Consider the following 26,182-nt stretch of genomic DNA (forward strand, 5'->3'; position numbering starts at 1 on the left):
GTCAGCGACCCCCTGGGTCGGCGATGGCAGCCCGCATGATCTGACCGCCGATCCGGGCCGCCTCGCCGCTGCCGCCGCTGCCGGCCTGCTCCAGTACGACGCAGACCGCGGAGACCGGGGTGCCGTTCTTGTCCAGCGCGAAGCCGATGAACCAGCCGTGGTCGGGCCGGTCCGGGGCGGACTGCGCGGTGCCGGTCTTGCCGCCGACCGTGTAGCCGCTGATCGCCGCGTTCCGGCCGGTGCCCTTCTGCACCACGCTGACCATCATGTCGCGGAGGTCGCCGGCGACCTGCCCGTTGACCGGCTGGCGCAGCTCCCGCGGCTTCGCGGTGTAGTAGCTGGTGGTCCGGTCCGGGGCGAGCAGCTGCCGGACCAGGTACGGCCGCATCTGGCTGCCGCCGTTGGAGACCGCCCCGGCGATCATGGCCCCCTCCAGCGGGGTCATCCGGACGTTGTTCTGGCCGATCGAGGACTGGGCCAGTGCGGCCGGGTCGGTGCTGCCGTCCGGGTTCTGCATGTCCCCGGTCCGGCTGGCCGCCGTGCGCAGCCCGTCCTCGCCGAGCTGGCCGACGGTGAGGTCGTCCTGCTCGAAGCCGAACTGCTGGGCCTTCTCCTTGATGGTGTCGGCGCCGAGCCGCACGCCGAGCTGGGCGAAGCCGGTGTTGCACGATTCGGTGACCGCGTCCAGCAGGGTGACCTGCGACTTCGGGCAGATCGACGGGTGGGCGTTACGGATCGGGCTGCCGGAGGTGGGCGGGGTGTAGCTCGACCCGGCCGGGATCGAGGTGGATTTGCTGATCCCGTTCTCCAGCGCGGCCGCGGCCACCACGATCTTGAAGGTGGAGCCCGGCGGCAGCGTCTCGGAGAGCGCGCGGTTCTTCAGCGGGCCGTCCGGGTCCTGATCCAGCTTGTTGAACGCCGCCGCCGCCTCAGTGCTGTTGTGGACGGTCAGCGGGTTCGGGTCGAAGCTGGGCATGGAGACCAACGCCTGCACCGCGCCGGTGCGCGGGTCGATGGCGATCGCCGCGCCCTTCTTCACCCCCACCTGGTTGTTGCGCAGCTGGTCGTACGCCACGTCCTGGGCCCGCTTGGAGAGCGTGAGCAGCACGTTGCCGCCACCGGTCTGGTCGCCGGTGAACATGTCCTTGAACCGGTCGCCGATCAACTGGTCGCTGGTGCCGGCCAGGAAGTCGTTCTCCACCCGTTCGATGCCCTGGTCCGCCAGGTTGACCGGCTTGTAGCCGAGCACGTGGGCGTATTTGGCGCCGCCCGGGTAGGAGCGCAGGAACTTCAGCTTGCCGGTGGTCTCCTTGCTGGTGGCCACCGCCGTGCCACCGGCCTCGATGTTGCCGCGCTTGCGCTTGTAGTCGGCGACCTGGACCCGACCGTTGTAGTCGCTGGTGCGGTACTCGTCGGCCTTGTACGCCTGGATCCAGTTGAGGTTCGCGAAGAGCAGACCGAACAGGACGATGACGACGACGCCGACACGGCGCAGGGGTGCGTTCACGGCTTGATCACCTCCGTGGGAGCACCGTGCAGCTGCTCCGGCGGGCCGCCGGTGGGCCGGGCAGCCTTGCCACCGCTCCCACTGACCGGCCGGCGGGCTCCGTCGGAGACCCGCAGCAGCACCGCGATGAGCAGCCAGTTGGCCATCAGCGACGAGCCACCGGCGGACAGGAACGGGGTGGTCTGACCGGTGAGCGGGATGAGCTTGCTGATGCCGCCGACGATCACGAAGACCTGCAGGCCGAGGGTGAACGCGAGACCGCCGGCGAGCAGTTTGCCGAACGAGTCCCGCACCGCGAGCGCGGCACGCAGGCCCCGCTCCACGATCAGCAGGTAGACCACCAGCAGCGCGGAGAGACCGAAGAGGCCGATCTCCTCACCGATGCCGGCGAAGATGAAGTCGTTCTGCACCTCGGGCAGGATGTCCGGTTGACCGCCGCCCGGCCCGGCGCCGAAGAGCCCGCCCGTGCCCAGGGCGAGCAGGCCCTGGACGAGCTGGTAGCCCTTGTCGGTCGGGTCGGCGAACGGGTCCAACCAGATCTCGGCGCGCACGTAGAAGTTGGCGAAGGGCCCGCCGATCGTCGAGCCGAGGACGTAGGCGAGGTAGGCGCCCCCGAAGAAGAGGATCAGACCGATCAGCAGCCAGCTGACCCGTTCGGTGGCGATGTAGAGCGTCACCACGAACATGCCGAAGTAGAGCAGCGAGGTTCCCAGGTCCTTCTCGAAGACCAGCACCAGGAGGCTGATCAGCCAGACCACGACCACCGGGCCCAGGTCGCGCCCACGCGGGAAGTCGATGCCGAGGAAACGACGGCTCGCCAGCGACAGCACCTCACGCTTGCGCACCAGGTAGTAGGCGAAGAACACCAGCAGTGCCAGCTTGGCGAACTCACCCGGCTGGATGGAGAACGAGCCGATCCGGATCCACAGCTTCGCGCCGTTGATCTCGGAGATGCTGCTCGGCAGCACCGCCGGGAGCATCACCAGCACGATGCCGGCCAGGCCCAGGGTGTACGCGTACCGGGAGACCGAACGGTGGTCGCGCATGATGGCGAGCAGACCGGCGGCGAGGATCACCGAGACGAGCGTCCAGGCCAGCTGCCGCCCGCCGATGCCGGCGAAGATGGCCAGAGTCTCCCGGTCGGCCACGGGGGCCTCGCCCAGGTCGATCCGACGCAGGAAGCCCACCCCGAGGCCATTGAGCAGCGCCACCGCCGGCAGCAGCGCCGGGTCGGCGAACGGGGCGAGGAACCGGATGACCAGATGCAGGCCGAGGAAGACCGCGCCGAGGGCGGCGGCGGGCATCCAGAAGTCCGGGGTGACCGTGTCCAGCAGGTTCGCCTCGACAGTCGCCCCGTACGCGGCCACCAGCACCATGGCGAGCAGCAGCAGGGACAGTTCGGCGTTGCGTCGGGACCGGGCCAGGCGTACGCCGGACTCCCCGCCCGTGGTGGCGGGCGAGGGTGCCGGTGTGGCCGCTACGGTCACGGGTGGAGTCCTCGGGATCTCAGCTGACGCTCACTCGGGAGACCGGCAACCGGCCGGGTCGAGCCCTGGCGTGGTCGAGTCGGAGGGCGTGGCGTCGGGTGTGGTGGTCGGATCGGTCACGCCGACAGCGGCGGTCGCACCGGTGGTCGGGCTTGCGCTGACGACCCCGGTGGGGGTCACCGACGCTTTCGCGCTGGGGCTGCCGTTCGGTGCCGGCGTCGTCCCGGCCGGCGTCGGGGTCGGCGTGGGCGTGGGCGTCGGCGTCGCGCCAACCACGGCGGTCGGGTCGGCCGGGCAGATCGGCTTCAGGTTGGGGTTGCTCGGGGTGTCGCTGGTCAGCTCGGCGAGTTGGCGCTCGGCATCCGGCTCGCTCTTGGCCCGGATGCCCACCTTGACGGTGTCCTGCGCCGCCACGGTGAGGTCGTCCAGCCGGGTGCCGCTGGTGCGATGCACGGTGGAGAGGTCCATCCCGGCGATCTGACCCTGGATGCCACGGAAGACGGCGACCTGGCCCTCCTCGGTGGCGCCCACGTAGTACTGCTGTTGCGTGTAGGTCCAGCCGGCGAAGAGCCCGCCGCCGAGGATCACCAGCAGGGCCAGCGCCATGGCGGTGGCCCGCACCGGACGGCGCTTCGGCTCCTGCTCGTCGTCCGCCGCCGGCGGCTCCTCGGGCGCGGCCGGGCGCGGCGCGGACAGCGCCGAGGCCCGGGCGGCCGGGGTGGAGTCGTCGGCGGAGGTGGCCATGCCCCGGTCGCGGGCGGCGGCGCCGCCGACGATCGGGGTCGCCTCGACGATGTCCTGATCCGTGGCGTCCGCGATGATCACCGTGATGTTGTCCGGCCCACCGCCGCGCAGCGCGAGTTGCACCAGCCGCTCGACGCACTGCTGCGGGTCGGCGTACTCCCGCAGGGTCTCGCCGATGGTCTCGGCACTGACCACGCCCGAGAGGCCGTCGCTGCAGATCAGGTAGCGGTCGCCTGGCAGCACCTGGCGCACCGAGTACTCCGGGTCGATGTCCCGGCCGTCCAGGGCCCGGGTGAGCAGTGACCGCTGCGGGTGGCTGCTCGCCTCCTCGGCGCTGATCCGACCCTCGTCGACGAGCATCTGGACGTAGGTGTCGTCCTTGGTGACCTGCGCGAACTCACCGTTGCGCAGCAGATAGGCCCGCGAGTCGCCGATGTGGACCATCCCCAGCTTGCTGCCGGAGAAGAGGGTCGCCGTCAGCGTGGTGCCCATCCCCTCCAACTGCGGGTTGGCGTCCACCGTGTCGCGGAGTTGTTGGTTGGCGGTGCCCACGGCCGAACGCAACGCGTCGACGAGAGCGTCCCCCGGGACGTCCTCGTCGAGCGGTGCCATGGCACCGATGACGATGTTGCTGGCGACGTCACCGGCGGCCATGCCGCCCATGCCGTCGGCAACGGCGAGTAGCCGCGGCCCGGCGTAGACGGAGTCTTGATTGCCGTCTCGGATCAGACCGCGGTCGCTGTGGGCCGCATAGCGCAGGGTCAGAGTCATGGCCGTAATTCGAGGGAAGTGCGGCCGATCCGGATCGGCACGCCGAGGGGGACGGGGGTTGGTCCGGTGACCTTAGCGCGATCTAGGTACGTGCCGTTAGTCGAGCCGAGGTCCTCGACGAACCACTGCCCTTCACGCGGCACGAGCCGGGCGTGCCGCGCGGAGGCGTAGTCGTCGGTGATGACCAGGGTGGAGTCCTCGGCCCGACCGATGGTGATCTGCGCTTCACCGAGAGTGATTCGAGTGCCGGCCAGCTGACCGGCGGTCACCACCAGCTGGTGTGCCGCCCTGCCCCGCTTCACCTTCGCTGGCTTGGCCGCCTGCCCCGTCGAGGCGCCCACCGCACGCGGCGCCGCCACCAGACGACCGGACCGGGCCCCCGCGAAGAGGTCCCGGCGGATCACACCGACCACCGTGAACACGAAGATCCACAACAGGATCAGGAACCCGAACCGGGCGACGGTGATGACCAGTTCCGGCAAGGCGGGTCAGCCGTCCACGCGGAAGGTCAGCGTCGTGGTGCCGAGCTGGACCATGTCACCCGGGTTGAGGGCGACCGCGGAGACCCGCTGGCCGTTGACCATGGTGCCGTTGGTCGACCCCAGATCGGTCAGCACGACCTGGCCGCCGTCGAAGTCCAGCCGGGCGTGTCGCCGGGAGATGCCGACGTCGGGCAGGCGCAGGTTGGCCTGGTCGCCGCGACCGATCACCGTCGACCCCATCTGCAGGGGATAGGTGCGCCCGTCGCCCGAGACCAGCCGCACGTTGCGGCCGCCGCCCTGCCCGGGCGGCGGACCGTAGCCGCCACCCTGGTCGTACGCGGGGTAGGCGGGCGGGCCGGCGTCGTAGCCGGGTGCCGAGACCGGGGCGACCTCGCCGCCGGTGTAGACCTCGGCGGTGACCCGGAACATCCCCGTGTCCAGGCCCTCCCCCCGTTCGATCTCGACGATCACGTCGCCGTAGACCGTCCAGGCCTGCTCGCCGATGAACTCCGCCTGCGACTGGGCCAGCTCCTGGGCCAGCGCGGCGGCATACGGCGCCAGACGACTGTGGTCGAACGGCGAGAGATCGATCACGTAGCGGTTGGGCACCAACGTGCGCCCACCGGCCAGGATCGCCTTGTGCGCCTCGGCCTCCCGCTGCATGGCGTTGAGGATCTCCACGGGGTGGACCACCCCTTTGAAGACCTTGGCGAAGGCCCCTTCGACCAGGCCTTCCAGACGCTTCTCGAAGCGTTGCAGCACGCTCACCGGCTCCTCCTCGGGTCCCGAGGACATGATGGTATCCGGCCGGCGCGCGCGCAGCTCACACGCCGCTCGGCCGCCTGCTACCGGCCCGTTCGGATGGGCCGGGTCTCCCGTGCTAATCTTTCGTCCGCCACGAACGGTAACCGCTCGTGGCGAGCGCCGGGGACAGCGTAGTATCTCCGGGGCCTGCTGGAGACAGTGGGCTCGGGGCGGCTAGAGTGTTCCGGGTCGTGCCACGGGGATGTGGCGGAATGGCAGACGCGCACGGTTCAGGTCCGTGTGCCCGAAAGGGCGTGGGGGTTCAACTCCCCCCATCCCCACCAACGACGAGGGCTCCGCAGAATGCGGGGCCCTTCCGTCATATCGGGGCCGTGCCCGTCGTCACGCTATGCTCCGATGGTTTCTGCCTCCGATGGACCAGGAGTGGCGTGTGAGTGTCGCGTTGGTGACCGGGTCGGGTGGTCTGATCGGCTCCGAGGCGGTCCGGCACTTCGCCGGCCTCGGCCTGGACGTCGTCGGCATCGACAACGACATGCGCCGGTACTTCTTCGGCGAGGACGGCTCCACCTCGTGGAGCCTGGAGCGACTCAGCCGTGACCTGGGCACCGCCTACACCCACTTCGCGGTGGACATCCGGGACCGGGACGGCCTGGAGCAGGTGTTCAAGAAGTACGGCTCCGACATCGCCGTGGTGATCCACAGCGCGGCGCAGCCGAGTCACGACTGGGCCGCCAAGGAGCCGTACACGGACTTCGACGTGAACGCCGGCGGCACGCTCAACATTCTGGAGAACACCCGACGACACGCGATCGACGCGCCGTTCATCCACTGCTCCACCAACAAGGTCTACGGTGACCGGCCCAACAGCCTGCCGCTGATCGAGCTGGAGACCCGGTACGAGCTGCCCGAGGACCACCGCTGGTACCAGGGCATCACCGAGGACATGTCGATCGACAACTCGCTGCACTCGGTCTTCGGCGCGTCCAAGGTCGCCGCGGACGTGATGGTGCAGGAGTACGGGCGCTACTTCGACATGAAGACCGCCTGCTTCCGGGGCGGCACCCTGACCGGTCCGGCGCACTCGGCGGCCGAGCTGCACGGGTTCCTGGCCTACCTGATGCGCTGCGTGATGGAGGGCCGGACGTACAACCTGTTCGGCTACAAGGGCAAGATGGTCCGCGACGCGATCCACTCGCGGGACGTGCTGACCGCGTTCGAGGCGTTCTTCCGGGCGCCGCGTTCGGCGGAGGTCTACAACCTTGGCGGAGGCCGGCACTCCAACACGTCGCACATCGAGGCGTTCCGGATCGCCGAGGAGATCACCGGCCGCGAGGCGCAGATCAACTACGTCGAGCAGAACCGCACCGGCGACCACCAGTGGTACGTGAGCAGCATGGCCCGGTTTGAGGAGCAGTACCCGGAGTGGAAGATTACGTATGACGTCCCGATGATCCTGCGGGAGATCTACGAGGCCAACGTGGACAAGTGGGTGCCCCAGGCATGACCGCCCAGACCAAGCGCAACGTGCTCGGCGTCCTGGTCGACGCCACCGACTACGCCGCGGCGACCGACGCCGTGGTGACCGCGGCGCACGAGCGGCGTCCGCTCGCGCTGACCGCGCTGGCCGTGCACGGTGTGATGACCGGGGTGCTGGACCCGGCGCACAACGCCCGGCTCAACTCCTTCGACGTGGTCACCCCCGACGGCCAGCCGGTGCGCTGGGCGCTCAACCTGCTGCACCATGCCGGGCTCACCGACCGGGTCTACGGGCCGACGCTGACGCTGCACGTGCTGTCGCGCTTCGCCGACGAGGGGCTGCCGGTCTACCTGTACGGCTCCACCGAGGAGACGCTGGCCAAGCTGATCCCGGCGCTGGAGCGGATGTTCCCGGCGCTGAAGATCGCCGGGGTGGAGCCGTCCAAGTTCCGCGCGGTCCAGCCGGGCGAGGACGCCGAGATCGCCGACCGGATCCGGTCCAGCGGCGCCCGACTGGTCCTGGTCGGGCTTGGCTGCCCGCGCCAGGAGGTCTTCACGTACGCCATGCGCCCGCTGCTCGACATGCCGCTGATGGCGGTCGGGGCGGCCTTCGACTACCACGCCGGGCTGCTGCGCCAGCCCCCGTCGTGGATGCAGCGCGTTGGCCTGGAGTGGTTCTGGCGGCTCGGGCTGGAGCCGAAGCGGCTCTGGCGCCGCTACGTGATCCTCAACCCGGCCTACCTGGCCCGGCTCGCCGGGCAGAAGACCGGCCTGTGGAAGGCCCGCCCGCCGGCGCCCGCCACCGAGCGGCCGGCCACCTTCGCGGTCTGACCCCGATCCGTACGGCACGAGGCCCCACCCGGCGTTCCGGGTGGGGCCTCGGCCGTGGGAACCAGGTCAGAGGGTCAGGGTCCAGGTGTTGATGTAGCCGGTGTCCCCGGAGTAGACGTCCCGCACCTGCAGTCGCCAGGTGCCGTTCGCCGCCTCACTGGAGACGTTGGCGGTGTAGGTCGTGTTCACGTTGTCGGCGCCGTCGAAGTAGCTGCTGTTCTTCAGCCGGTACGCCGAGCCGTCCGGGGCGACCAGGTCGATCACCAGGTCACCCCGGTAGGTGTGCACGATGTTCACCGCGACGGTCGAGGACGCCGAGGCGTTGCGGTTGCAGCCGGCGATCGTGATCGAGCCGGACACCGTGGCGCCGGTGTCCGGGATCGCGACGTCGGTGCCGTTGGTGCCGGAGCAGCCACCGCCACCTGAGCCGGTCACGGTCAACGTGTACGTGGCCGTCCGGGTGCCCGCCGCGCCGCTGCCGGTGATGGTCACCGGGTAGCTGCCGGCGGGGGTGCTCGCCGAGGTGGCGATGGTGAGGGTGGACGAGCCGCCCGACGTCACCGTCGACGGGCTGAACGACGCGGTCGCCCCGGCCGGCAGGCCACTGGCGGAGAGGCTGACCGACTGGGCGGAGCCGGCGGTGGTGGCCGTACCGACGGTGGCCGTCACCGAACCGCCCGGCGCGGTGGAGCCGGAGGTCGGCGACACCGAGACCGAGAAGTCGTTGGCCGGCGGGGTGCCGTTCACGACGTAGAGCAACCGGTTCGGGGTGCCGGTGCCGACGTTGGTCACCACGTTCGGGGTGGAGTTGTTGACCAGGTTGTCCCGGACCTGCTGCGGGCTCCACGACGGGTTCGCCGAGAGCACGAGCGCGGCGGCCCCGGCGACGTGCGGTGACGCCATGGAGGTGCCGCTGATGGTGTTCGTCGCGCTGCTGCCCGTGTACCAGGCCGAGGTGATGTTGACGCCCGGGGCCAGGATGTCGACGCAGGTGCCGAAGTTGGAGAAGCTCGCCGCGGCGTCGTTGTTCTGCGTCGCGCCCACGGTGATCGCGGAGGCGACCCGGGCCGGGGAGTAGTTGCAGGCGTTCTGCCGGACGCCGAGGGCGTTGCCGTTGCCGGCGGCGACCGCGTACGTGACGCCGGAGTTGATCGAGTTGGTGACGGCCGTGTCGATCGAACTGTTGGCGCCACCACCGAGGCTCATGTTCGCCACCGCCGGCTTGACCGCGTTCGCGGTCACCCAGTCGATACCGGCCACCACCTGGGCGTTGGTGCCGCTGCCCTGGCAGTTGAGCACTCGGACGCCGACGATCTGGACGCCCTTGGCCACCCCGTACGACGAGCCGCCGACCGTGCCCGCCACGTGCGTGCCGTGGCCGTTGCAGTCGTCGGCGGAGCCGCCGTCCACCGCGTCGAAGCCGGAGACGGCCCGCCCGCCGAAGTCGTTGTGCCCGTACAGCACGCCGGTGTCGATGATGTAGGCGCGGACGTTCGACGCCGTGTTCGGGTAGGTGTACGAGCTGTTCAGGGGCAGGTTCCGTTGGTCGATCCGGTCCAGGCCCCAGGACGGCGGGTTGGTCTGGGTGCCGGCGATCGAGACGGTGTGGTTCTGCTCGACGTACGCCACCGCCGGGTCCGCGGCGATCCGCGCGGCGGCCTTCGCGCCGACCCGGATCTCGAAGCCGCGCAGCGCCGCGCCGTAGGTGCGGGCCACCGTGCCGCCGTGCCGGCCGATCAGCCGGTCCGCGTTGTCGCCGACCGTGCCCCGGCTGACGGCGGTGTCCTTGAAGACGACGATGTAGCTGTCCGCGACGGCCGTGTCTCCGCCCGCCGCCCGGATGGCACCGGTCGGTTCGGCGGCCAGGGCGGGTGTGGCAGCGGCCAACAGGGTCAGTGTGGCCACCCCGACGAGTACGGACCTGTGGGCAAGACGCATCTCTTACCTCCCTCCGACCGGCAGCCGCCCGACGCGGGTCCCGCTCAGATTCATGACGGCCGATCTTTCCGAGAGTAGGTCAACGTAGTGACGAAGATAAACATGTCGCATCGTTCATAACACGGAAAGGATGCCCCCTACGGGACGGCGTCCGGGACGAACGAGGGCTGCGCCCGGAGTCGCGGACGGCCGCGACCGGGCAGGCTGACCAGCATGGAGAGCCCCCTCGCCGCCCTGTTGCCGATCGCCGTCCTGTGGCTGGCCGCTGGCGTGGTCGCGGACGGCCTGCCCCGGCTGGACCGCGCCCGCGCGCTGCGCCGACGCGCTGGACACCTGCTCATCCTGACCCTGGTGGGCCTGACGCTCACGGTGACCGTGCTCGCGGCCGGGCTGCTCAGTGCCGGGAACACCCCGGCCGACCAGGCCGCCGCCGCTCTCGATATCGCCGGGCTCCCCACCCTCGTGGTCGCGGTCTGCACCGTACGCCGGGTACGCCGGCTCTGGGCCGGCGCGGGAGCGTTCGCCGCGGCGCCCGAGACGCCCGCGCCGCACGGTCTTCGGGCCGCCGCCGCGCACCCGTTGATCGGGTTGCCGTTGCAGGTCACCGGGGTACTGACGGTGCCCGCGGTGGTCGCGGCGAGCGGCACCGACCTTTTCGCCGAACCGGGCGTCACCGGTCCGGCGATCACCGTCGGCGCGCTCGGGATCCTGGCCATCGGCGTCCGGCACGCGCTCCGGCACAACCGGCTCGCCGAGCGGGCCCAGCCGGATCCGGCGAAGTCAGCGCGAGCGGCCGGGCCCCTGCACGTATAGCAGCTCCAGGATCGCCCGGGTCGCCTCGAACCAGCGGTCCAGCCAGCCCGGCGGCGGCACGCTGCCCTTCGGTGGCAGCTCCATCAGCAGGCCGCGCAGCAACGGGTGGTCAGCCAACGACCCGGTGGGCTCCATCGGCCAGCCGCTCGGCGGGAAGGACGGCTCGACCAGTGGGTTCGGGTCCAGCGAGGGCAGCGAGAGCGGCGGGTCGCCCGCCTCGGTCGCCGGCGCCTCCCGCCCGCTCATCTCCGGGTCGGTCGAGACCACCTCGGTCAGTACGGTGTCCCGACGCGCCCCGCGGTACTTGCCACCGAACCGCTCCGGCTTGCCCGGACCGTTGGTGAGGTTGTCTGACCCGATCGTCGTCATCCGTCTCGCCTACCTCGCTGGGTTGCGGATCGGTACGGCGGGTCGTCGACCAGCGCCGTACCGATTCGTTCAACGAGACGGACCCGCTGTGGCGACGGGAATCCCGGCGGAACCTCGCCGAGCGCGCCTCCGCGCGCGGAGCGGGAGCCCGCCGGCGCGGCACGCGAAGGCCCCCGCCCGGTCGAGACCGGACGGGGACCTCACGTGACCGCTCGGTCAGGCCGCGCCGAACGCACCACCTCTGGTGCCGGCGACGAAGGCGTGCCAGTCACCCGGGGCGAAGACCAGGGCCGGGCCGGCCTTGTCCTTCGAGTCCCGCACTCCGACCGCCCCGGTCACGTACGCCACCTCCACGCAGTTGTCACAGTTCGGCCCGCTCTTCGAGCTCTTGAACCACGTTGCCTGCGTCAGGTCCACGGGGAACCCCTTGGTCGCCATTTCCACAACGGCTCCTCTGCCAGTTTTGCGATGTGTGCGACGGACTCCTCCGGACGAATGGCCGCGGCGCGGATGTGATCGAAGATGAAGCTGTACTTCTGTAGTTCGTCGCTCTTCTCAAGGAAAAGCCCACCCGTGGCGTTCTCCGCGTACACGACATCCGGATCACCGGCCTCGGGGAAACTGAGGATCGTGAAGGTGCCGTCCATGCCGGCGTGCGCACCGACCTCGAAAGGCAGGATCTGCAACGTCACGTTCGGCAACTCGGCCACTTCGACCAACCGCTTGAGCTGGCCACGCATCACCTCGTCCCCACCCACCGGCCTGCTTACCACCGCCTCATCGAGCACCACCCACAGATCGACCGGATCGTCCTGGGTCAACAACGACTGACGGCCCAGTCGGACACGCACCCGTTGGTGGACCTGATCGGCGGTGAAGTCCGGCCGGGCGGCGCGGATCATCGCGCCGGCGTACTCCTCGGTCTCCAGCAGACCCGGCACCACCTGCTGCTCGTACGCCCGAATCGAGCTCGCCGCGGCCTCCAGCCCGACGTACGCGCCGACCAGCACCGTGCTGTACGGGTGCCACCAGCCCTTCTGCCGGGCCTCCCGGGCGATCTGCACGAGTTCGTCGCTCTCGGCACCGACCACGCCGTAGATCCGCAGCATGTCCCGGACGTCGCGCGGGGTGGCCGTGGTGTGCCCGGTCTCGATCCGGGAGACCTTCGACGCCGAGCACTCCAACTGCTCGGCGACGACTTCGATGGTGATCCCGGCGGATTCCCGCTGGCGGCGTAGCTCGGCACCGAGCCGCCGCCGTCGGATGGTGGGGCTGCGCCGCTCACTCATGGCGCTCCCCGGTCACTGCTTTCCGCCGCTGGCTGCTCGACCCCACTTCGGGCTACCTCCGGTCGACGCGCCACTGGCTGCCGCCCGCCGGGGGCGCGACCGTCGACCGGCGAGCGTTCGCGGCGAGGGGGTGGTGCCGGTCATCGGCCGGCCGCGACGGGCGAAACCGGCCCTCAGTGTGCCGTCCGGACGCGGATGGCTTCAAGCGCCGCTTTGTGGAAGGCACTCACGTATCGGGAAAAGTCGACGTGCAACTTGCATGAAGCACGTCACTGATGCACTCTGTCCGCATGGCACGGATCACTCAGCGTCTCCGTCCGGTCCCCCGGTGTGGTGATCCCACCGACCCGGGGAACCCGGGCACGACGCGGGCCCGGCCGGCGACACCGAGAGCTGCTCCGGGGTGAGGACCCCGCCGCTGCAAGCCAGCCGGCTGCGGCGGCGGGCGCGGTTCCCGGAAGCAACCGGGTGATGGTCGGGTGGCGGCACGCCACCAGCGGAGTACGGCCCGACCGCCACCACCCGCACCACCGGTCCACGAGGCGCGAACCCGTCACCGGGCCGAGACGTTTCCCCCGACCAGTCACCGCCGGCACGAATGCCGGCCGACCTCCCCAGGAGCCCATGTGCTTCCCCGCTCCGGTGACGTACTGCACGTGACTCGCGCGGCGAGTGTCCAGTTCCTCAGGCCCATCAAGTTCCGGGTGATCCGGGTGCTCGACTGGCCGACCTACGACGGTTGGCTCTGGCTCGACGGCTACGAGTTGAACACCGCGGGCGACGCGGTCAACCGTCGGTCGATCTTCGTCCAGCGGGGCGGGTTGCAACAGGTGCAGGCCGCACCGGAGCCCCGCCCGCACACCGTACGGAGCCGGCGACCGGTCGTCCGTACACCGGTCCGGGTGGGCTGACCGACGCGATCCGCCGCCGGTGGGCGTGCCGTCGCCATAGAATTGGTACGCCCACCCCGGCACCGTTCCACCCGCGCGTCCAGGGCCCAGAGCCTGGGATGGTCATGGTCAATCAGCCCGCCATGCGGCGGCACCACCGCTCCCGTATCGCCTACGCTTTTGGACTGCTCGCCCTGCTCGGGGCCGTGACCACGTTCGTGGTCCTGGCTCGCGACCCGGCACTGTCGTCCACCCGACTGACCACTCCGGTGCCTGCACCGGAGATCACCGTGGTCGACGCCGACCCACCGACGTACGACGAACCCGGCTGGTTCGACACCCATGCCCCGGACGACCGTGCCGACGCGGCCGACCCGACCGACCCGGCCGCCGGGGCCGGTGGCGGCGGTCAGTCCGGCGGGCGGCAGGAGATCGCCGAAGCCGGTCCGGCGCGGAGCACCGCGACCGACGTCCGCCGCTCGCTGTTCTGGTCCGGGATCTTCGGCCTCACCATCTCGCTGGCCGGCCTCGGCCTGGTCGGCACCCGCCGCCGGATGTGGTGAGCACCGGTCACCGCGTGCGTGTCGCCGTGGGGCTCGGCGTGGCCGGGCTGGTCCCGGTCGAGGGCTGGGCCTGGGACACGACCAGCAGCACCTCCTCGTCGGCGGGCAGCATGGTGCCGGCCTCCGGTTCGGTGCCCACCACCGTCCCCGGTGGCAGCTCGGACGGGCGGTACACCACCCGGTAGGCCAGCCCGAGCCGGTCCAGCAGCCCTTCCGCGGTGGCCTGCGGCAGGCCGGCGAGCGGCGGCACCGGCTTCTCGGCTGGCGCGGTGGTGGCCGCCGGGCTGCTCGGCGTCTCACTGGTCGGCGCCGCCGAGGTCGGGGCCGCGCTGGTCGGTGCGGCGCTCGTGGCACTGGGCGGCGGCAGCGACGGGGTGGACCCCGGGTCGTCATCCCCGTCGTCGTTCTGCGCGGCGAGCACCACCCAGAGCGCGGCGCCGAGCAGGCCGGCGAGCAGGAGCGCGAGCACCCCCCAGAGGATCGGCAGCCACCAGCGTCGGCCACCCTGCTCCTCGGCGTACCACTCCCCGGAGGGCTCGGCCGGTCGGGGCGCCCGGACCTCCGCCCGCCCGGACCACGGCGCCGGGGTCGCCCGCTCGGCAGGCATGGGCGCGGTCCGGTCGGGAGGCGTGCCCGGCTGCGTCAGCGCGGAGCGGTCGATCGGCATGGTCTGATCGGGCGACGCGGCGGGACCCGACGCGGCCCGGTCGATCGGCGCGGTCTCATCCGGCGACGCGGCCCGGTCGATCGGAGCGGTCTCGTCGGGGGACCCGGTGGTGGGGGTGGCGGGCTCCTGGCGGTCGTCGCTCATCGCACGTCCTTTCCCGAACCGGGCGGGCGGCATGGCCCTCGACCGCCAACCTAACCGCCCGCACCGTCATCGGCGCGGATCCGCGGCCCGAACCGCCCGGCCCTGGTCAGAAGGGGGGCTGCGTGCCCGGCAGGCTCGGCGGCGTCTCTCCGCACCAGATGCTGACCTCGTCGTTCCAGCGGGCCGGGCCGTCCTCGGCCGGCTCCTGCCGGCTGACCTTCCCACTGCGCCCGCTGCGGTAGCGCGGGTAGAGACCCTCGTCGACCAGTTCGTCGGCGGCCTTCGCGCAGCCGTCGCCGACCACGTCCGGCACCTCCGCGGGGGGCGGCGGACCGGCAACCCGCAGCTGCACGGTGGTGCCCCGGGTCACCTCCGTACCCACGGCGGGCGAGGTGCTCTCGACCGTACGACCGGTGCCGTTGCCGAAGACCAGCCGCCAGCCCAGCCGCTGCTTGCGCAGGACATCCCGGGCCTCCATGAAATCGGTGCCGACCACCGGTGGCACGGTCAGCCCGGTCCCCCTGGTCGCGCTGGCGGAGGTCCGGGGAGCGGAGGGCGTGGTCCGGCCGGTGCTCGGCCGCGGTGCGGTGGCCCGCCCGGTCGGCGCACCGGTCGTCGTCGCCACCGCCAACGGATCCGCCGGAGGTGCGTCGTCCCCGCCCGCCAACAGCCAGCCACCGGTGGCGCCGACCGCGGCGAGGAGCACGGCGACCAACCCGCCACCCAGCAGCACACTGGCCCGGCCCGCACCGCCGCCGTCCCGGCCGGCGACGGAATCCTGCCGACCCGGGTTCGCGTCCGTCATTGCGCCCACCGCCTCATCACCGGCGACCGTACCGGTCGTCGCCCAACCCGCTGCGTCCGCGGTCCACCCCGGCGGGTAGTTGCCACTCGCCGCGCCGACGACGGGACGTTACGCTGCCCGGCATGGCCAGACGGGGCTGGGGAGTATCGATCGTGACGGCGATCGGGGTCGCTGCCGGCGCTGGCGCCGCGCAGCTTGGCTTCGGCTACGGGCTCGGTGTCATCACCTGGACGCCCACCGATGCGGGGGCCACCGACACGGCCTGGGCGGACGGCCTCGCCTGGGCCACGTGGCTCGCCGCCAGCTCCACTGTGCTCGGAGCGGTGTGCGCGCAGCGCCTGCACTCCAGGGCCGTGCCGCCGGCGGCCGAGGCGACGGTGAGCGGCCCGGGGTCGATGCCTCCCGCCGCACCGGCGCCGGAGAACGGGTCCGCGCCGGCAGAGCGGTCGGAGCCGGTGACGCCCGGAGCCGCGCGTGCGGCTGCGGTCGAGGGAACCGGCCCGACGGGCGCCACGGAGGGCGCGTCGTCACCGATGGCCGAGGTGCTGCCCAGCCAGCGTGGGAGCCTGCTGCGGCGGGTGTCCCTGGCGCTCGGCGCCGCGGTCGGCGGGCTGGTCACCGTACTTCTGGTCGCCGTACCCGCGCGGGTCGCGGTGGGCGCCGACACCGGTGCGCCGCAACGGGTGGCGGCCGTACACGCGGGACTGGGCATCCTGATCGGGGTGCTCGTCGCGCTCTGGGCGCTGCGCTCGCGCGCCGCCGCGGTGAACGTGACCGCCACGGCCGCCTGGCTCTGGCTGCTCGCGGTGGTCTCGGTGATCGACGGGGTACGCGTCGGACGCGGGCTGACCGGCGCCCAGCTCGGCACCTGGCAGCTCGACCCGGACCACCCGCGGTACTGGATCGGGGACCAGCTCTACTGGCCCGGTGCGCTGCTGGCGCTCGTTCCCGCGCTGCTGGTCGGCGCGCTGGCCGCCCGGCGAGCCGCCCGGTCGACCGGGCACCGGGTCGGCGCGGCAGCCTCCGGCGCGGCCGGTCCGCTGCTCGTCGCGCTCGCCTACCTGACCACCCTGCCGCGCTGGTCGGCGCTGGGCCCCGCGCAGCTGTCCACCCAGCTGATCGCCCCGTACGCGGTGATCGCCGGCGTCGGCGGCTCGGTGCTGGTCGCCGTCCTCGCCGAGCGGGCCAACCGGGTTCGGTCGACCGACCCGGACGCGCCCGTTCCGGTCGGAGTGGACGCGAAGCGGGCCGCCGAGCGCGACTCGACCCGGGCCGGCGAGCCCGACGCCGATCCGCTGAGCCCCACGACCGAGGCCAGCACCGGACGTGGGACGGACGCGGCCCGTGCCGCGGCGTCGGCGAGCGGGACCGTTCCGCGAAAGCGGGACGCGACCCGCGCACCCCGAGTGCCGGCACCCCGCTCGGCCCCGGACGACTCCGAGTCGACCGGGTCCATGGACGACGAGCCGGTGGAGGGCGCCGCGTCGGGCAGCCGGCGGGGCCGGTCACCGCGGCGGCCCGGGCGACCCGGCACCGACTGAGTCCCGGACAGCCGCCGATGCGCTGACGGCCGGCCGGACCGGTGGTGCGGGGTCAGTCGACCGGCCAGGTGTGGACCGGCTCGTTGCCGCGCTGGAGTTCCGCGTAGCGCTGGACCATGTGGTGCAGCGCGGCGGCCCGGTCCATGCCCCGGTGCCGCTCCGCCGCCCAGACCGCCTCGGTCTGCCAGACGGCGCCGTTGCGGCCGGTCCGGCAGCGCTGCTCGATGATGCCGAGCAACCGGTCGCGCTGCGCCGGGGCGACACCGAACCCGTCCAGGCCGGCCGCCGCGGTTGGCAGCAGCTGCTCCAGCACCAGCTTGGTGACCGGCACATCGCCGAGCCGCGGCCAGTGCAGCACGGCGTCCAGGCCGCGTCGGGCGGCGGCGTGGAAGTTCTCCTCGGCGGAGCTGAAGGTGAGCTGGCTCCAGATCGGCCGGTCCGCCTCGGCCAGGCCGCGGGCCAGCCCAAAGTAGAAGGCCGCGTTCGCCAGCATGTCCACCACGGTCGGACCGGCCGGCAGCACCCGGTTCTCCACCCGCAGGTGCGGACGGCCGTTCATGATGTCGTAGACCGGGCGGTTCCACCGGTAGACCGTGCCGTTGTGCAGCCGCAGCTCGCCGAGCTGCGGCACACCGCCGGAGTGCAGCACCTCCACCGGATCCTCGTCCTCGCAGATCGGCAGCAGCGGCGGGAAGTAGCGGACGTTCTCCTCGAACAGGTCGAAGATCGAGGTGATCCACCGCTCGCCGAACCACACGCGGGGTCGTACGCCCTGGGCCTTGAGTTCGTCCGGGCGGGTGTCGGTCGCCTGCTCGAACAGGGCGATCCGGGTTTCGGCCCAGAGCTGACGGCCGTACAGGAAGGGAGAGTTCGCCCCGATCGCCACCTGCACCCCGGCGATGGCCTGGGACGCGTTCCAGTAGTCGGCGAAACTGTCCGGGGCTACCTGGAGGTGGAACTGGAGACTGGTACAGGCGGCCTCGGGGGCGATCGAGTCGGTGTGCGTCCGCAACTGCTCGACGCCGCGGATGTCGAGCTCGATGTCCTCGCCCCGGGCGCCGACGATCTGGTCGTTGAGCACCCGGTAGCGCTCATTGGTGGAGAGATTGTCCTCGACCAGGTGCCCCTCGGTGAGGGTGGGCAGGATGCCGACCAGGACGATCTTCGCGTCGGACTTGGCCGCACGCTCGTCGGCACGGGAGAGGCTGCTGCGCAGGTCGTGTTCGTAGTCGGCGAAGCCGGTGCCCTCGATCAGCCGGGGCTCGGCGTTGAGTTCCAGGTTGAACTGCCCCAGCTCGGTCTGGAAGAGCGGGTCGGCGATGTCGGCGAGGATCTCCTCGTTGCGCATCGCCGGCTCGGCCGCCGAGTCGACCAGGTTGAGTTCGATCTCCAGACCCGTCATCGGCCGGTCGGCGTCGAAGCCGAAGTCGTCCAGCATCAGGGCGAAGACGTCCAGGCATCGCCGGACCTTCTGCCGGTAGCGGACGCGATCCTCCCGGGTGAAGGCGCCCTGCGAGACGTCCCTGCCCATATGTCCTCCCGGCGGCCGGCGCGGTCGGGATCCTGCCGTCCCGGAAAGCGCATTGTGAACCATCCACGTTAGGAGCGCCCACCTGGCCGGAGCCAGGGGCCGGTACCGATGATGCGAAACCGGCCCGCGCGGAAGCGCTCGTGGCGCCATCTGTACCCCGTCGGAGGCGTGCCGGACCCGCTGGAGATGCGAACAACCCGTGACACTTCACACGCAGGTGGCGACGGCTGCCGGAGACGACGACGGGCCCGCGCCGACTTGCGGCGCGGGCCCGGCGTACCGGCGATCCGAAGGATCAGGCCTGGCGGACGGCCTCGCCCTCGATCTCGATCTTGATCTTCTTGCCGACCAGCACGCCGCCGGTCTCCAGCGCGACGTTCCAGGTCAGGCCGAACTCCTCGCGGTCGATCTCGGTGCTCGCGGAGAAGCCGAAGATGTCCTGGCCGAACGGGCTGCGGCCGACGCCCTCGAACTCCACCTGCAGCTCGACCGGACGGGTGACGTCCTTGATGGTGAGCTCACCGGTGAGCACGAACTCGTTGCGGCGGTGGGACTTGACGCCGGTGCTGCGGAACTCCAGCGTGGGGTACTTCTCAACCTCCAGGAACTCGGGGCTGCGCAGGTGCGCGTCCCGGTCGTCCTGGGTGGTGTCGATGCTGGCGGCCTGAATGGTCGCGACGACCGACGACTGCAGCGGGTCCTCGGCGATGGTGATGGTGGCGGCCGCCTCGTTGAACTCGCCGCGGACCTTGCTCACCATCATGTGTCGGGCGACGAAGCCGACCCGCTTGTGTGCGGCGTCCAGCGCGTAGGTGCCGGCCGTCGGAATGGTGAGGCCGTCCCAGTCGCGGGTAACCGCATCGATGCTGCTGGTCATGCTGATGTCCTCCAGAAGAATGTTTAGTAGCCCAACGACTGCTTGAGCAACTATAGCCACAGCAATATTCCCTGTGTCAAGTACTGGTACGATGAACGAGTGACCAACGTGTTCGAGGATCCCCGGATCACCGCCGTCGGCCTGCTCTACGAGGTGCACGCCGGGCTCTCGGCCCGGTTCGCCGCCCAACTCGACGAGCAGGGCCTCTCAGTGGTCGAGTTCGAGGTGCTCACCCGACTGGCCCGCTCGCCGGGCAACCAGCTGCGGATGACGGATCTCGCCGCCCAGACCTCCCTGTCCACCAGCGGGGTGACCCGTGTGGTGGACCGGATGGAACGCGACGGGCTGCTCACCCGCCGCGCCTGCCCGTCCGACCGCCGCAGTTCGTTCGCCGTCGTTACCGCCGCCGGCATGCAGCGGCTGGACGAGACCCTGCCCGGGCATCTCCGCATCATCGAGCAGTGGTTCACCGGCCAACTGGACCCCGAGGCCCTGGCCGCACTGCTCGACGGCCTGCGCCGGGTGCGCGACGCCGTTCACCCGTGCGCCACCGCCGGCAGCACCGACACCGCCCCCGAGCAGGAGATCGCCGCCGCCGACGGAGCTGCCCGACCCTGACCGCCGGCGACCGCCCGTCCCTGCGGGCACGGCAAGCGGTCGGCGTACGGACCGGCCTGAGCACGTGTCGCGCCACCGGCAGAAAGACCGGCAGAACTGACCTTGGCAACCGGACCTACCGCTCGGAACAGACTTTCCGCCCCGATCTCGGTGGCAGGCTTCGTGCACCGGGGATTCACCGGGGGGTGACGGCGCGGGCGAACAGCGAGGGGTAGCACCAAGGGGGCTTTTCGTCCGCGCCACTCCCGCCCGACCGTCCGCGATCATGCCGCCCCACGACGACCCGGTGGCCGGCCCGCCGCGACTACCCCACGGCCCGCCCGCCCCGGGCGGCCATCAGCGCGTAGAGCAGTCCCGACTCCTGCGGCAACAGCCGGATGCCACTCTCCTGACAGACCTGGTCGAGCCGGTCCAGGACCGCCGGGTCCGCGGTGCTCGCAGCCAACCCCACCAGCGCCTCCACCACGTCCCGCCGATCCTGAGCGGCCTCGGCGGCAGCGGCGAACCACTCGGCGGCCAGCTCCCGGTCACCCCCGTGCAGCGCCAGGTTCCCCTCGATCAACGCGCAGGTCCCCGCCTCCGGCCCACTCCGGGACAGCACCGCGTCGTCCGCGCGCGGTCGTGGCAGCCCGGCCCGCTCCACCCACGATCGCACCGGTACGGCCACCGCGACCTCGCCGATCCCCGCCCGCAGCTCGGTGAGCACCTCGTTCGCCTCCGCACCGCGACCGTCCTGGGCGAGCGCCAACCCGACCGTGCCGAGCACCCGGCGCCGATGCCCCGGATCACCCAGCTCGGACAACGCCGCCACGGCGCGTCGGCCCTGGTCGACGGCGTCGGCGTACCGGCCCTCCAGACGGGCGACCTCGGCGCGGTTGGCCCAGGCCAGCACCCGCAGCCGCTGCTCACCGCCCTCGGCGGCGAGCCGGTCGACGGCGGCCAGTCGCCGGCGCGCCGCAGCCAGGTCACCGACCCGGATGTCGTGCCAGGCGAGGCTGTTCTGGGCCACCGCGAGGTGCCGGGTCCGACCGTCGCGGGCCGCCAGCCGGAGCACCGCCTCGGCCTGCTCGCGGGCCTCGTCGTGCCCACCGACGGTGATCAGCAGCGCGCCGAGCACGGTCCGCGCCTCCAGTTCCCCGGTAACGTCGCGGGCCTGCCGGAACATGTCCAGCGCGGCCCGCGCCGTCGGCAGTTCGTCGGGACCCGCACCGTGCTCGACGGCGAGCCGGGCCACCCCGAGGCTGGCCCAGCCACGCAGGACGGGATCAGCTTGTGCGGTTCGCGGGTCGGCCAGCAACCGGCGCAGCCACTGCCGGCCGGCGACGTCGCGCCCCCGAAACCGCCACCAGCGCGTCAGGCAGGCCGCCAGGCGAAGCGCGGTCATCGGATCGTCGGTGGCCGCGTGGGCCAGCGCGGAGCTGATGTCGCTGCTCACCTGGTCCAGCCGGTGCACCGCATCGGGCAACCGGGGGCCAGCGAGGTCGGTGGCGGTCCCCGCCACCAGGCGGGCGATCACCTCCGCGTGCCGACGCCGGACGCAGGTCAGCTCGCCACCGCCGGCCGCCTGTTCGAGAGCGAAGTCGCGGACCGCGTCGAGCAGCCGGAACCGGAACGGCCCGGTGCCGCGCACGCTCAGCAGGCCCAGTTCGACGAGCCGGTCCAGCACCGGGACCGGGTCGATCGCCACCGTGCCGTCCTGGTCGGCCTCGTCGGCGAGCATCTCCTCGGCCAGCTCCACCGACCACCGGTTGCCGAACATGGCGAGCCGCCGCAGCGCGTCCCGCTCATCCGGCGCGAGCAACCGATAGCTGGTCGCTACCGCGTCCCGCAGGGTGACCGCCGCCACGGCCGGGGCGGCATCGGCGCTGTTCGCCGGGCGGGCGGCCGCATCCGGTCCGTCCCAACCGGGATGGACCGCCGGGTCGGCAGGCGTCGCCAGGTCGAGCACCCGGTCGCCGTACCGGTCGAGCAGCTCGGTGAGGTCGAGGAGCCGGCCCCGGGCGGCCATCAGCTCGATGGCCAGCGGCAGCCCACCCAGCCGGCGGACCAGCGCGGCCAGCGCGGGCAGCTCGTCGGCGGTGGGCGGCTCCCGACGGATCTGGGCGAGCCGGGCGGTGAACAGTGCGACCGCCGGCCACGACCCGAGCGTGGCCGGTCCGGACCGCTCGGCGTCCGGCGGCGGCACGTCGAGCGGCGCGACCGGCCAGACCCGCTCGCCGGGCAGCCCGACCGGATGCCGCCCGGTGACCAGCACCCGCAGCGAGGGCAGCACGCCGGTCAGCCGGTGCAGTGTCTCGGCCACCGGACCGGGTGCGCGCTCCACCGCGTCCATCACCAGCAACGCCGGACGGTCGGCGAGCCGGGCGGTGAGCTCCGGCAGCCGGGCCGCACCGAGTACGGCCATCGAGGCGGCGAGCACGTCCGGCCCGTCCGAGCCCTCGCCGATCAGCACCCCGGCGACGCCGCCCGGGTGGGCGTCGGCAGCGTCGTGCGCGACGGACAACGCCAGTGCGGTCTTGCCGACTCCGGCCAGCCCGACCAGGCTCACCAGCCGGGGACCGTGCTCCGCGGTCAGCATCGACGCCAGCTCGGTGACGTCGCGGTCCCGGCCGATCAGCGCGACCGGCGGTGGGAGGGCGACCGGCGGGGCGGACCCGATCGGGTCGGCTGCCGACGTGGCGGGGCCGGTGACCGCGAGTGCCGCCAGGGTGACGTCCGGTCGGGGCGGCTCACCGCCGGCCTGACCGCGGGCCGCGGCCAGGAACGCCGCCCGGGCGGCCCCGGTCAGCTCCATAGCTCCGGCGAGCAGCTCGACGGTGGTGCGCTGCGGCCGAACCGATCGCCCGCGCTCCAGGTCACGCACCGTCCGCACGCCCACGCCGGCCCGGTTGGCCAGCTCCGCCTGGGTCAGGCCGGCGGCACGCCGGTGCCCGCGGAGCAGCTCCGCCAGCCCGCTACGACCGGCCGGGCTCCGCGACCGGTCATGATCCGGAGTCATGGGCACGAAGAGTACGGATCGACTCCGACCATCGGCAGTCGAGCGTCGGGCTGCCGACGCCCACTCGCCGATATCCGACAGCGACCGCACGGCCCTGCCGGAGGCGGCGGTCGACCGGCCGCCGGCGAATCCAGCTCCGCTCAGAGGCCCAGATCGCGCGCGATGATCATGCGCTGCACCTCGCTGGTGCCCTCGCCGATCTCCAGGATTTTGGAGTCCCGCCAGAACCGGGCCACCGGGGACTCGTTCATGAAGCCGTAGCCACCGTGGATCTGGGTGGCCTCCCGGGCGTTGTCCACCGCGATGGTGCTGGCGTGCAACTTGGCGATGGCGGCCTGGCGCTTGAACGGCTCACCGGCCAGCATCCGCGCGGCGGCGTCGTAGTAGGCCAGCCGGGCGGTGTGCGCCTTCAGTTCCATGTCGGCGATCTTGAACTGGATCGCCTGGTTGGCACCGATCGGCCGGCCGAAGGCGTGGCGCTCCTTCGCATACTTGATCGACTCGTCGACGCAGCCCTGTGCGAGACCGACGGCCAGTGCGGCGATGGCGATCCGGCCCTCGTCGAGGATCTGAAGGAACTGGGCGAAGCCGCGCCCCCGTTCGCCGAGCAGGTTCGCCGCCGGCACCCGGCAGTCGTCGAAGGTCAGCTCGTGCGTGTCCGACGCGGTCCAGCCCACCTTGGAGTAGCCCGGCGCCACGGTGAACCCCGGCGTGCCGTTGGGCACGATGATGGTCGACAACTCCTTCGAGCCGTCCGGGTTCGTACCGGTCACCGCGGTGACGGTGACGAGGGCGGTGATGTCGGTGCCCGAGTTGGTGATGAACGCCTTCGAGCCGTTGATCACCCACTCGTCACCGTCCAGCACCGCCCGCGTCTGGGTGCCGGCGGCGTCCGAGCCGGTGCCCGGCTCGGTGAGCCCGAAACCGGCCAGCGCCTCGCCGCTGAGCAGCTTCGGCAGCCAGGTCGCGCGCTGCTCGTCGGTGCCGAACCGGTAGATCGGCATGGCGCCGAGCGAGACCGCCGCCTCGAGCGTGATCGCCACGCTGGAGTCGACCCGGGCCAGCTCCTCCAGGGCCAGGCAGAGCGCGAAGTAATCGCCACCCATGCCGCCGTGCTCCTCACCGAAGGGCAGGCCGAACAGGCCCATCTTGCCCATCTGCCGGATCACCTCGTACGGGAAGGTGTGCTGCTCGTAGTGCTCGGCGATGACCGGAGCGACCACCTCGCGCGCGAAGTCCCGCACGCTCTCCCGCAGCGCCGTTTGTTCGTCGGTGAGCCGGAAATCCATCTCATCCTCCTGTGTGGACGGGGCCGCCGGACGCTCGTGACGCCGGGACGGTTCGCGGTGCTGGTCCGGTCGAGGGTCAGACCGGGGTGACGCCGTGCCGGCGCCGGGAGAAGTGCCGATCCTTGGTACGCGCCGCGGCGAACCGGCGGACCAGCTCGGTACGCAACTCGTGCGGCTCGACGATGGCGTCCACCACCAGCTCGCTGGCGAGCCGGACGACGTCGATGTCCTGCTCGTACTCGGCCCGCTTGGCGGCGACGAAGGCGGCCCGCTCGTCCTCGTCCGGGATGGCGGCGATCTTGTTGGCGTAGACCGCGTTCACCGCCGCCTCGGCCCCCATCACCGCGATCTTCGCGCTGGGCAGCGCGATGGTGGCGTCCGGCTCGAACCCGGGGCCGGCCATCGCGTAGAGGCCGGCGCCGTACGCCTTGCGGACCACCACGCAGATCTTCGGCACGGTCGCCTCGGAGATGGCGGTGATCATCTTCGCGCCATGCCGGATGATGCCCTGCTTCTCCACCGCGCTGCCAACCATGAAGCCGGGCACGTCGCTGAGGAAGAGCAGCGGCACGTTGAACGCGTCGCAGAGCTGTACGAACCGGGTCGCCTTGTCGGCCGAGTCGACGAAGAGCACGCCGCCCTTGAACATCGAGTTGTTGCCGAGCACGCCGACGACCTCGCCGTTGAGGCGACCGAAGCCGATGGTCAGCTCCTTGGCCCAGAGCGCCTGGATCTCGAAGAAGGACCCCTCGTCGAGCAGGCCCTTGACGTACCGCCGCATGTCGAACGCCTGCCGCTCGCTGGCCGGCACCAGCGCGGCCAGGTCGGCCTTGGCGGGCGCGGCGACGGCCTCGGCGGCCGGCGGCGCCTGGGTCCAGTTGGCCGGCAGGTACGACAGGTAGGTCTTCACCACGTCGAGCGCGTCGGCCTCGGTCTTGCAGAGGAAGTGCCCGACGCCGGACTCGGCGGTGTGCACCTTGGCACCGCCCATGGCCTCCAGCGTGGTCTTCTCGCCGGTGACCATCTCGACCATCCGGTCGGAGCCGAGGTACATGCTGGCGTTGCCGTCGACCATGGCGACCACGTCGCAGAACGCCGGAATGTACGCCCCACCTGCGGCGCTGGGGCCGAACAGCGCGCACACCTGCGGGATCGAGCCCGAGGCGCGCACCTGGTTCCAGAAGATCTTGCCGGCGCCGCGCCGGCCGGGGAAGAGGTCGACCTGGTCGGTGATCCGGGCGCCGGCCGAGTCGACCAGGTAGACCATCGGCACGCCGGCGCCGTACGCCCGCTCGATGATCCGGATGATCTTCTCGACGGTGCGGGCGCCCCAACTGCCGGCCTTGACGGTGGAGTCGTTGGCCATCAGGCAGACCTGCCGGCCGTCGATGGTGGCGGTGCCGGTGACCACGCCGTCGGCGGGCAGCCCTTCGGCCAGCGCATTGGCGTAGAGGCCGTCCTCGACGAACGAGCCCTCGTCGACCAGGAGCGCGACCCGCTCCCGGGCGAAGAGTTTGCCCTTGGCCGCGTTCGCCGCGTGGTACTTGTCCGCGCCGCCGGACCGGGCCCGCTTGCGCAGCTGCTCCAGCGCCTCACCGTCGAGCGTCACGCTGACTCCCTCGCCGTACTGACCTGAACGATCGTTAGGCTATCGCATTCGCGCGACGCCCGGCGACCCATGGGCGGACCGGGCAGCCGGGTGGTGCCCGGAGGCTGCGGATTCAAACCAAACATTGAAATCTATTAATCTATGTCGCTAGGCTCCTGACACCCCCTCCTCCCGGATT

General features: G+C 71.8%; 23 protein-coding genes and 1 tRNA gene. 8 read left to right on the forward strand and 16 right to left on the reverse strand.

Features of this window, described 5'->3' with window-relative positions; translation table 11 throughout:
* Position 1: 1 nt before the first annotated feature.
* Genes ACWD5O_RS02650 through ACWD5O_RS02670 form a run of 5 tightly spaced genes read right to left on the reverse strand, consistent with a single transcriptional unit; the run spans position 2 to position 5,786 of the window.
* On the reverse strand, positions 2 to 1,507 hold the full coding sequence (locus ACWD5O_RS02650; protein WP_450084424.1) for a peptidoglycan D,D-transpeptidase FtsI family protein: 1,506 nt from the start codon (positions 1,505 to 1,507) through the stop codon (positions 2 to 4).
* The gene (locus ACWD5O_RS02655) at positions 1,504 to 2,994 is read right to left on the reverse strand and encodes an FtsW/RodA/SpoVE family cell cycle protein (RefSeq protein WP_450084425.1); all 1,491 of its coding nucleotides are present in this window, start codon (positions 2,992 to 2,994) and stop codon (positions 1,504 to 1,506) included. Before ACWD5O_RS02655 ends, ACWD5O_RS02650 begins: the two co-directional genes overlap by 4 nt.
* Before the next feature lie 30 nt (positions 2,995 to 3,024).
* Positions 3,025 to 4,509, reverse strand: coding sequence for a PP2C family protein-serine/threonine phosphatase (locus tag ACWD5O_RS02660; RefSeq protein ID WP_450084426.1), 1,485 nt, complete (start codon positions 4,507 to 4,509; stop codon positions 3,025 to 3,027).
* Positions 4,506 to 4,991, reverse strand: a complete 486-nt coding sequence (locus ACWD5O_RS02665; RefSeq protein WP_088959602.1) for an FHA domain-containing protein FhaB/FipA — start codon at positions 4,989 to 4,991, stop codon at positions 4,506 to 4,508. The genes ACWD5O_RS02660 and ACWD5O_RS02665 overlap by 4 nt, the downstream gene beginning before the upstream one ends.
* A gap of 6 nt (positions 4,992 to 4,997) precedes the next feature.
* Positions 4,998 to 5,786: an FhaA domain-containing protein gene (locus ACWD5O_RS02670; protein ID WP_074315673.1), complete on the reverse strand. Its 789-nt coding sequence runs from the start codon at positions 5,784 to 5,786 to the stop codon at positions 4,998 to 5,000.
* 207 nt (positions 5,787 to 5,993) lie between these two features.
* Here ACWD5O_RS02670 and ACWD5O_RS02675 point away from each other — a divergent pair.
* The 3 genes from ACWD5O_RS02675 to ACWD5O_RS02685 all read left to right on the forward strand — a co-directional run bounded on the left by ACWD5O_RS02675 (position 5,994) and on the right by ACWD5O_RS02685 (position 8,063).
* Positions 5,994 to 6,079 (forward strand) — tRNA-Leu (locus ACWD5O_RS02675).
* Positions 6,080 to 6,144: 65 nt separating this feature from the next.
* Complete coding sequence (locus ACWD5O_RS02680; RefSeq protein ID WP_354966407.1) at positions 6,145 to 7,260, forward strand: NAD-dependent epimerase/dehydratase family protein; 1,116 nt, start codon at positions 6,145 to 6,147, stop codon at positions 7,258 to 7,260.
* Positions 7,257 to 8,063: a WecB/TagA/CpsF family glycosyltransferase gene (locus ACWD5O_RS02685; RefSeq protein WP_450084427.1), complete on the forward strand. Its 807-nt coding sequence runs from the start codon at positions 7,257 to 7,259 to the stop codon at positions 8,061 to 8,063. The genes ACWD5O_RS02680 and ACWD5O_RS02685 overlap by 4 nt, the downstream gene beginning before the upstream one ends.
* A gap of 66 nt (positions 8,064 to 8,129) precedes the next feature.
* Here ACWD5O_RS02685 and ACWD5O_RS02690 read toward each other — a convergent pair whose 3' ends face one another.
* Positions 8,130 to 10,001 (reverse strand): S8 family peptidase, encoded by a 1,872-nt coding sequence (locus ACWD5O_RS02690; protein WP_450084428.1) that lies wholly within the window; start codon positions 9,999 to 10,001, stop codon positions 8,130 to 8,132.
* A gap of 213 nt (positions 10,002 to 10,214) precedes the next feature.
* Here ACWD5O_RS02690 and ACWD5O_RS02695 point away from each other — a divergent pair, with 213 nt between their 5' ends.
* Positions 10,215 to 10,814, forward strand: coding sequence for a hypothetical protein (locus ACWD5O_RS02695; protein ID WP_354966404.1), 600 nt, complete (start codon positions 10,215 to 10,217; stop codon positions 10,812 to 10,814).
* Here the strand turns inward: ACWD5O_RS02695 and ACWD5O_RS02700 are convergent.
* From ACWD5O_RS02700 to ACWD5O_RS02710, 3 genes are all read right to left on the reverse strand, one after another.
* Positions 10,782 to 11,183 (reverse strand): hypothetical protein, encoded by a 402-nt coding sequence (locus tag ACWD5O_RS02700; protein ID WP_450084429.1) that lies wholly within the window; start codon positions 11,181 to 11,183, stop codon positions 10,782 to 10,784. The two genes, ACWD5O_RS02695 and ACWD5O_RS02700, sit on opposite strands and share 33 nt — an antisense overlap.
* A 216-nt stretch (positions 11,184 to 11,399) precedes the next feature.
* The gene (locus tag ACWD5O_RS02705) at positions 11,400 to 11,621 is read right to left on the reverse strand and encodes a DUF397 domain-containing protein (RefSeq protein ID WP_450084430.1); all 222 of its coding nucleotides are present in this window, start codon (positions 11,619 to 11,621) and stop codon (positions 11,400 to 11,402) included.
* Positions 11,591 to 12,472: a helix-turn-helix domain-containing protein gene (locus tag ACWD5O_RS02710; protein WP_354966401.1), complete on the reverse strand. Its 882-nt coding sequence runs from the start codon at positions 12,470 to 12,472 to the stop codon at positions 11,591 to 11,593. Before ACWD5O_RS02710 ends, ACWD5O_RS02705 begins: the two co-directional genes overlap by 31 nt.
* Positions 12,473 to 13,098: 626 nt before the next feature.
* Here ACWD5O_RS02710 and ACWD5O_RS02715 point away from each other — a divergent pair.
* Positions 13,099 to 13,383 carry a hypothetical protein gene (locus ACWD5O_RS02715; protein ID WP_354966400.1) on the forward strand — a complete coding sequence of 95 codons (285 nt, stop codon included), beginning with the start codon at positions 13,099 to 13,101 and terminating at the stop codon, positions 13,381 to 13,383.
* A 98-nt stretch (positions 13,384 to 13,481) separates the two neighbouring features.
* The gene (locus ACWD5O_RS02720) at positions 13,482 to 13,925 is read left to right on the forward strand and encodes a hypothetical protein (protein ID WP_450084431.1); all 444 of its coding nucleotides are present in this window, start codon (positions 13,482 to 13,484) and stop codon (positions 13,923 to 13,925) included.
* 7 nt (positions 13,926 to 13,932) lie between these two features.
* Here the strand turns inward: ACWD5O_RS02720 and ACWD5O_RS02725 are convergent, their stop codons facing one another.
* Together ACWD5O_RS02725 and ACWD5O_RS02730 are read right to left on the reverse strand one after the other, a co-directional pair.
* On the reverse strand, positions 13,933 to 14,736 hold the full coding sequence (locus tag ACWD5O_RS02725) for a PASTA domain-containing protein (RefSeq protein WP_450084432.1): 804 nt from the start codon (positions 14,734 to 14,736) through the stop codon (positions 13,933 to 13,935).
* A gap of 106 nt (positions 14,737 to 14,842) precedes the next feature.
* A complete protein-coding gene (locus ACWD5O_RS02730) occupies positions 14,843 to 15,541 on the reverse strand; it encodes a PASTA domain-containing protein (RefSeq protein ID WP_450084433.1) in 699 nt (232 codons plus the stop codon).
* A gap of 122 nt (positions 15,542 to 15,663) precedes the next feature.
* Between ACWD5O_RS02730 and ACWD5O_RS02735 the strand changes: the two genes are divergently transcribed.
* Complete coding sequence (locus tag ACWD5O_RS02735) at positions 15,664 to 17,082, forward strand: RAD23 family protein (RefSeq protein ID WP_387324809.1); 1,419 nt, start codon at positions 15,664 to 15,666, stop codon at positions 17,080 to 17,082.
* Positions 17,083 to 17,134: 52 nt separating this feature from the next.
* Here the strand turns inward: ACWD5O_RS02735 and ACWD5O_RS02740 are convergent, their stop codons facing one another.
* Together ACWD5O_RS02740 and ACWD5O_RS02745 are read right to left on the reverse strand one after the other, a co-directional pair.
* Positions 17,135 to 18,613 (reverse strand): glutamate--cysteine ligase, encoded by a 1,479-nt coding sequence (locus ACWD5O_RS02740; RefSeq protein ID WP_354966395.1) that lies wholly within the window; start codon positions 18,611 to 18,613, stop codon positions 17,135 to 17,137.
* 295 nt (positions 18,614 to 18,908) lie between these two features.
* Positions 18,909 to 19,490, reverse strand: coding sequence for a YceI family protein (locus tag ACWD5O_RS02745; RefSeq protein ID WP_354966394.1), 582 nt, complete (start codon positions 19,488 to 19,490; stop codon positions 18,909 to 18,911).
* A 99-nt stretch (positions 19,491 to 19,589) separates the two neighbouring features.
* Here ACWD5O_RS02745 and ACWD5O_RS02750 point away from each other — a divergent pair, with 99 nt between their 5' ends.
* The gene (locus ACWD5O_RS02750; protein WP_354966393.1) at positions 19,590 to 20,108 is read left to right on the forward strand and encodes a MarR family winged helix-turn-helix transcriptional regulator; all 519 of its coding nucleotides are present in this window, start codon (positions 19,590 to 19,592) and stop codon (positions 20,106 to 20,108) included.
* 304 nt (positions 20,109 to 20,412) lie between these two features.
* Here ACWD5O_RS02750 and ACWD5O_RS02755 read toward each other — a convergent pair whose 3' ends face one another.
* From ACWD5O_RS02755 to ACWD5O_RS02765, 3 genes are all read right to left on the reverse strand, one after another.
* The gene (locus ACWD5O_RS02755) at positions 20,413 to 23,106 is read right to left on the reverse strand and encodes an ATP-binding protein (protein ID WP_450084434.1); all 2,694 of its coding nucleotides are present in this window, start codon (positions 23,104 to 23,106) and stop codon (positions 20,413 to 20,415) included.
* A gap of 140 nt (positions 23,107 to 23,246) precedes the next feature.
* The gene (locus ACWD5O_RS02760; RefSeq protein ID WP_354966391.1) at positions 23,247 to 24,395 is read right to left on the reverse strand and encodes an acyl-CoA dehydrogenase family protein; all 1,149 of its coding nucleotides are present in this window, start codon (positions 24,393 to 24,395) and stop codon (positions 23,247 to 23,249) included.
* A gap of 76 nt (positions 24,396 to 24,471) precedes the next feature.
* Positions 24,472 to 26,004 (reverse strand): acyl-CoA carboxylase subunit beta, encoded by a 1,533-nt coding sequence (locus ACWD5O_RS02765; RefSeq protein ID WP_354966390.1) that lies wholly within the window; start codon positions 26,002 to 26,004, stop codon positions 24,472 to 24,474.
* Between the last annotated feature and the right edge of the window lie 178 nt (positions 26,005 to 26,182).

Source organism: Micromonospora sp. NPDC005161, assembly GCF_053599855.1.

Bases quoted from the DNA above. Each gene is read 5' to 3' on its own strand.
- ACWD5O_RS02660 (WP_450084426.1), bottom strand. From the start codon at position 4,509: ATGACTCTGACCCTGCGCTATGCGGCCCACAGCGACCGCGGTCTGATC.
- ACWD5O_RS02670 (WP_074315673.1), bottom strand. From the start codon at position 5,786: ATGTCCTCGGGACCCGAGGAGGAGCCGGTGAGCGTGCTGCAACGCTTC.
- ACWD5O_RS02680 (WP_354966407.1), top strand. From the start codon at position 6,145: ATGCTCCGATGGTTTCTGCCTCCGATGGACCAGGAGTGGCGTGTGAGT.
- ACWD5O_RS02685 (WP_450084427.1), top strand. From the start codon at position 7,257: ATGACCGCCCAGACCAAGCGCAACGTGCTCGGCGTCCTGGTCGACGCC.
- ACWD5O_RS02690 (WP_450084428.1), bottom strand. From the start codon at position 10,001: ATGCGTCTTGCCCACAGGTCCGTACTCGTCGGGGTGGCCACACTGACC.
- ACWD5O_RS02695 (WP_354966404.1), top strand. From the start codon at position 10,215: ATGGAGAGCCCCCTCGCCGCCCTGTTGCCGATCGCCGTCCTGTGGCTG.
- ACWD5O_RS02700 (WP_450084429.1), bottom strand. From the start codon at position 11,183: ATGACGACGATCGGGTCAGACAACCTCACCAACGGTCCGGGCAAGCCG.
- ACWD5O_RS02705 (WP_450084430.1), bottom strand. From the start codon at position 11,621: ATGGCGACCAAGGGGTTCCCCGTGGACCTGACGCAGGCAACGTGGTTC.
- ACWD5O_RS02710 (WP_354966401.1), bottom strand. From the start codon at position 12,472: ATGAGTGAGCGGCGCAGCCCCACCATCCGACGGCGGCGGCTCGGTGCC.
- ACWD5O_RS02720 (WP_450084431.1), top strand. From the start codon at position 13,482: ATGGTCATGGTCAATCAGCCCGCCATGCGGCGGCACCACCGCTCCCGT.
- ACWD5O_RS02725 (WP_450084432.1), bottom strand. From the start codon at position 14,736: ATGAGCGACGACCGCCAGGAGCCCGCCACCCCCACCACCGGGTCCCCC.
- ACWD5O_RS02730 (WP_450084433.1), bottom strand. From the start codon at position 15,541: ATGACGGACGCGAACCCGGGTCGGCAGGATTCCGTCGCCGGCCGGGAC.
- ACWD5O_RS02735 (WP_387324809.1), top strand. From the start codon at position 15,664: ATGGCCAGACGGGGCTGGGGAGTATCGATCGTGACGGCGATCGGGGTC.
- ACWD5O_RS02740 (WP_354966395.1), bottom strand. From the start codon at position 18,613: ATGGGCAGGGACGTCTCGCAGGGCGCCTTCACCCGGGAGGATCGCGTC.
- ACWD5O_RS02745 (WP_354966394.1), bottom strand. From the start codon at position 19,490: ATGACCAGCAGCATCGATGCGGTTACCCGCGACTGGGACGGCCTCACC.
- ACWD5O_RS02755 (WP_450084434.1), bottom strand. From the start codon at position 23,106: ATGACTCCGGATCATGACCGGTCGCGGAGCCCGGCCGGTCGTAGCGGG.
- ACWD5O_RS02760 (WP_354966391.1), bottom strand. From the start codon at position 24,395: ATGGATTTCCGGCTCACCGACGAACAAACGGCGCTGCGGGAGAGCGTG.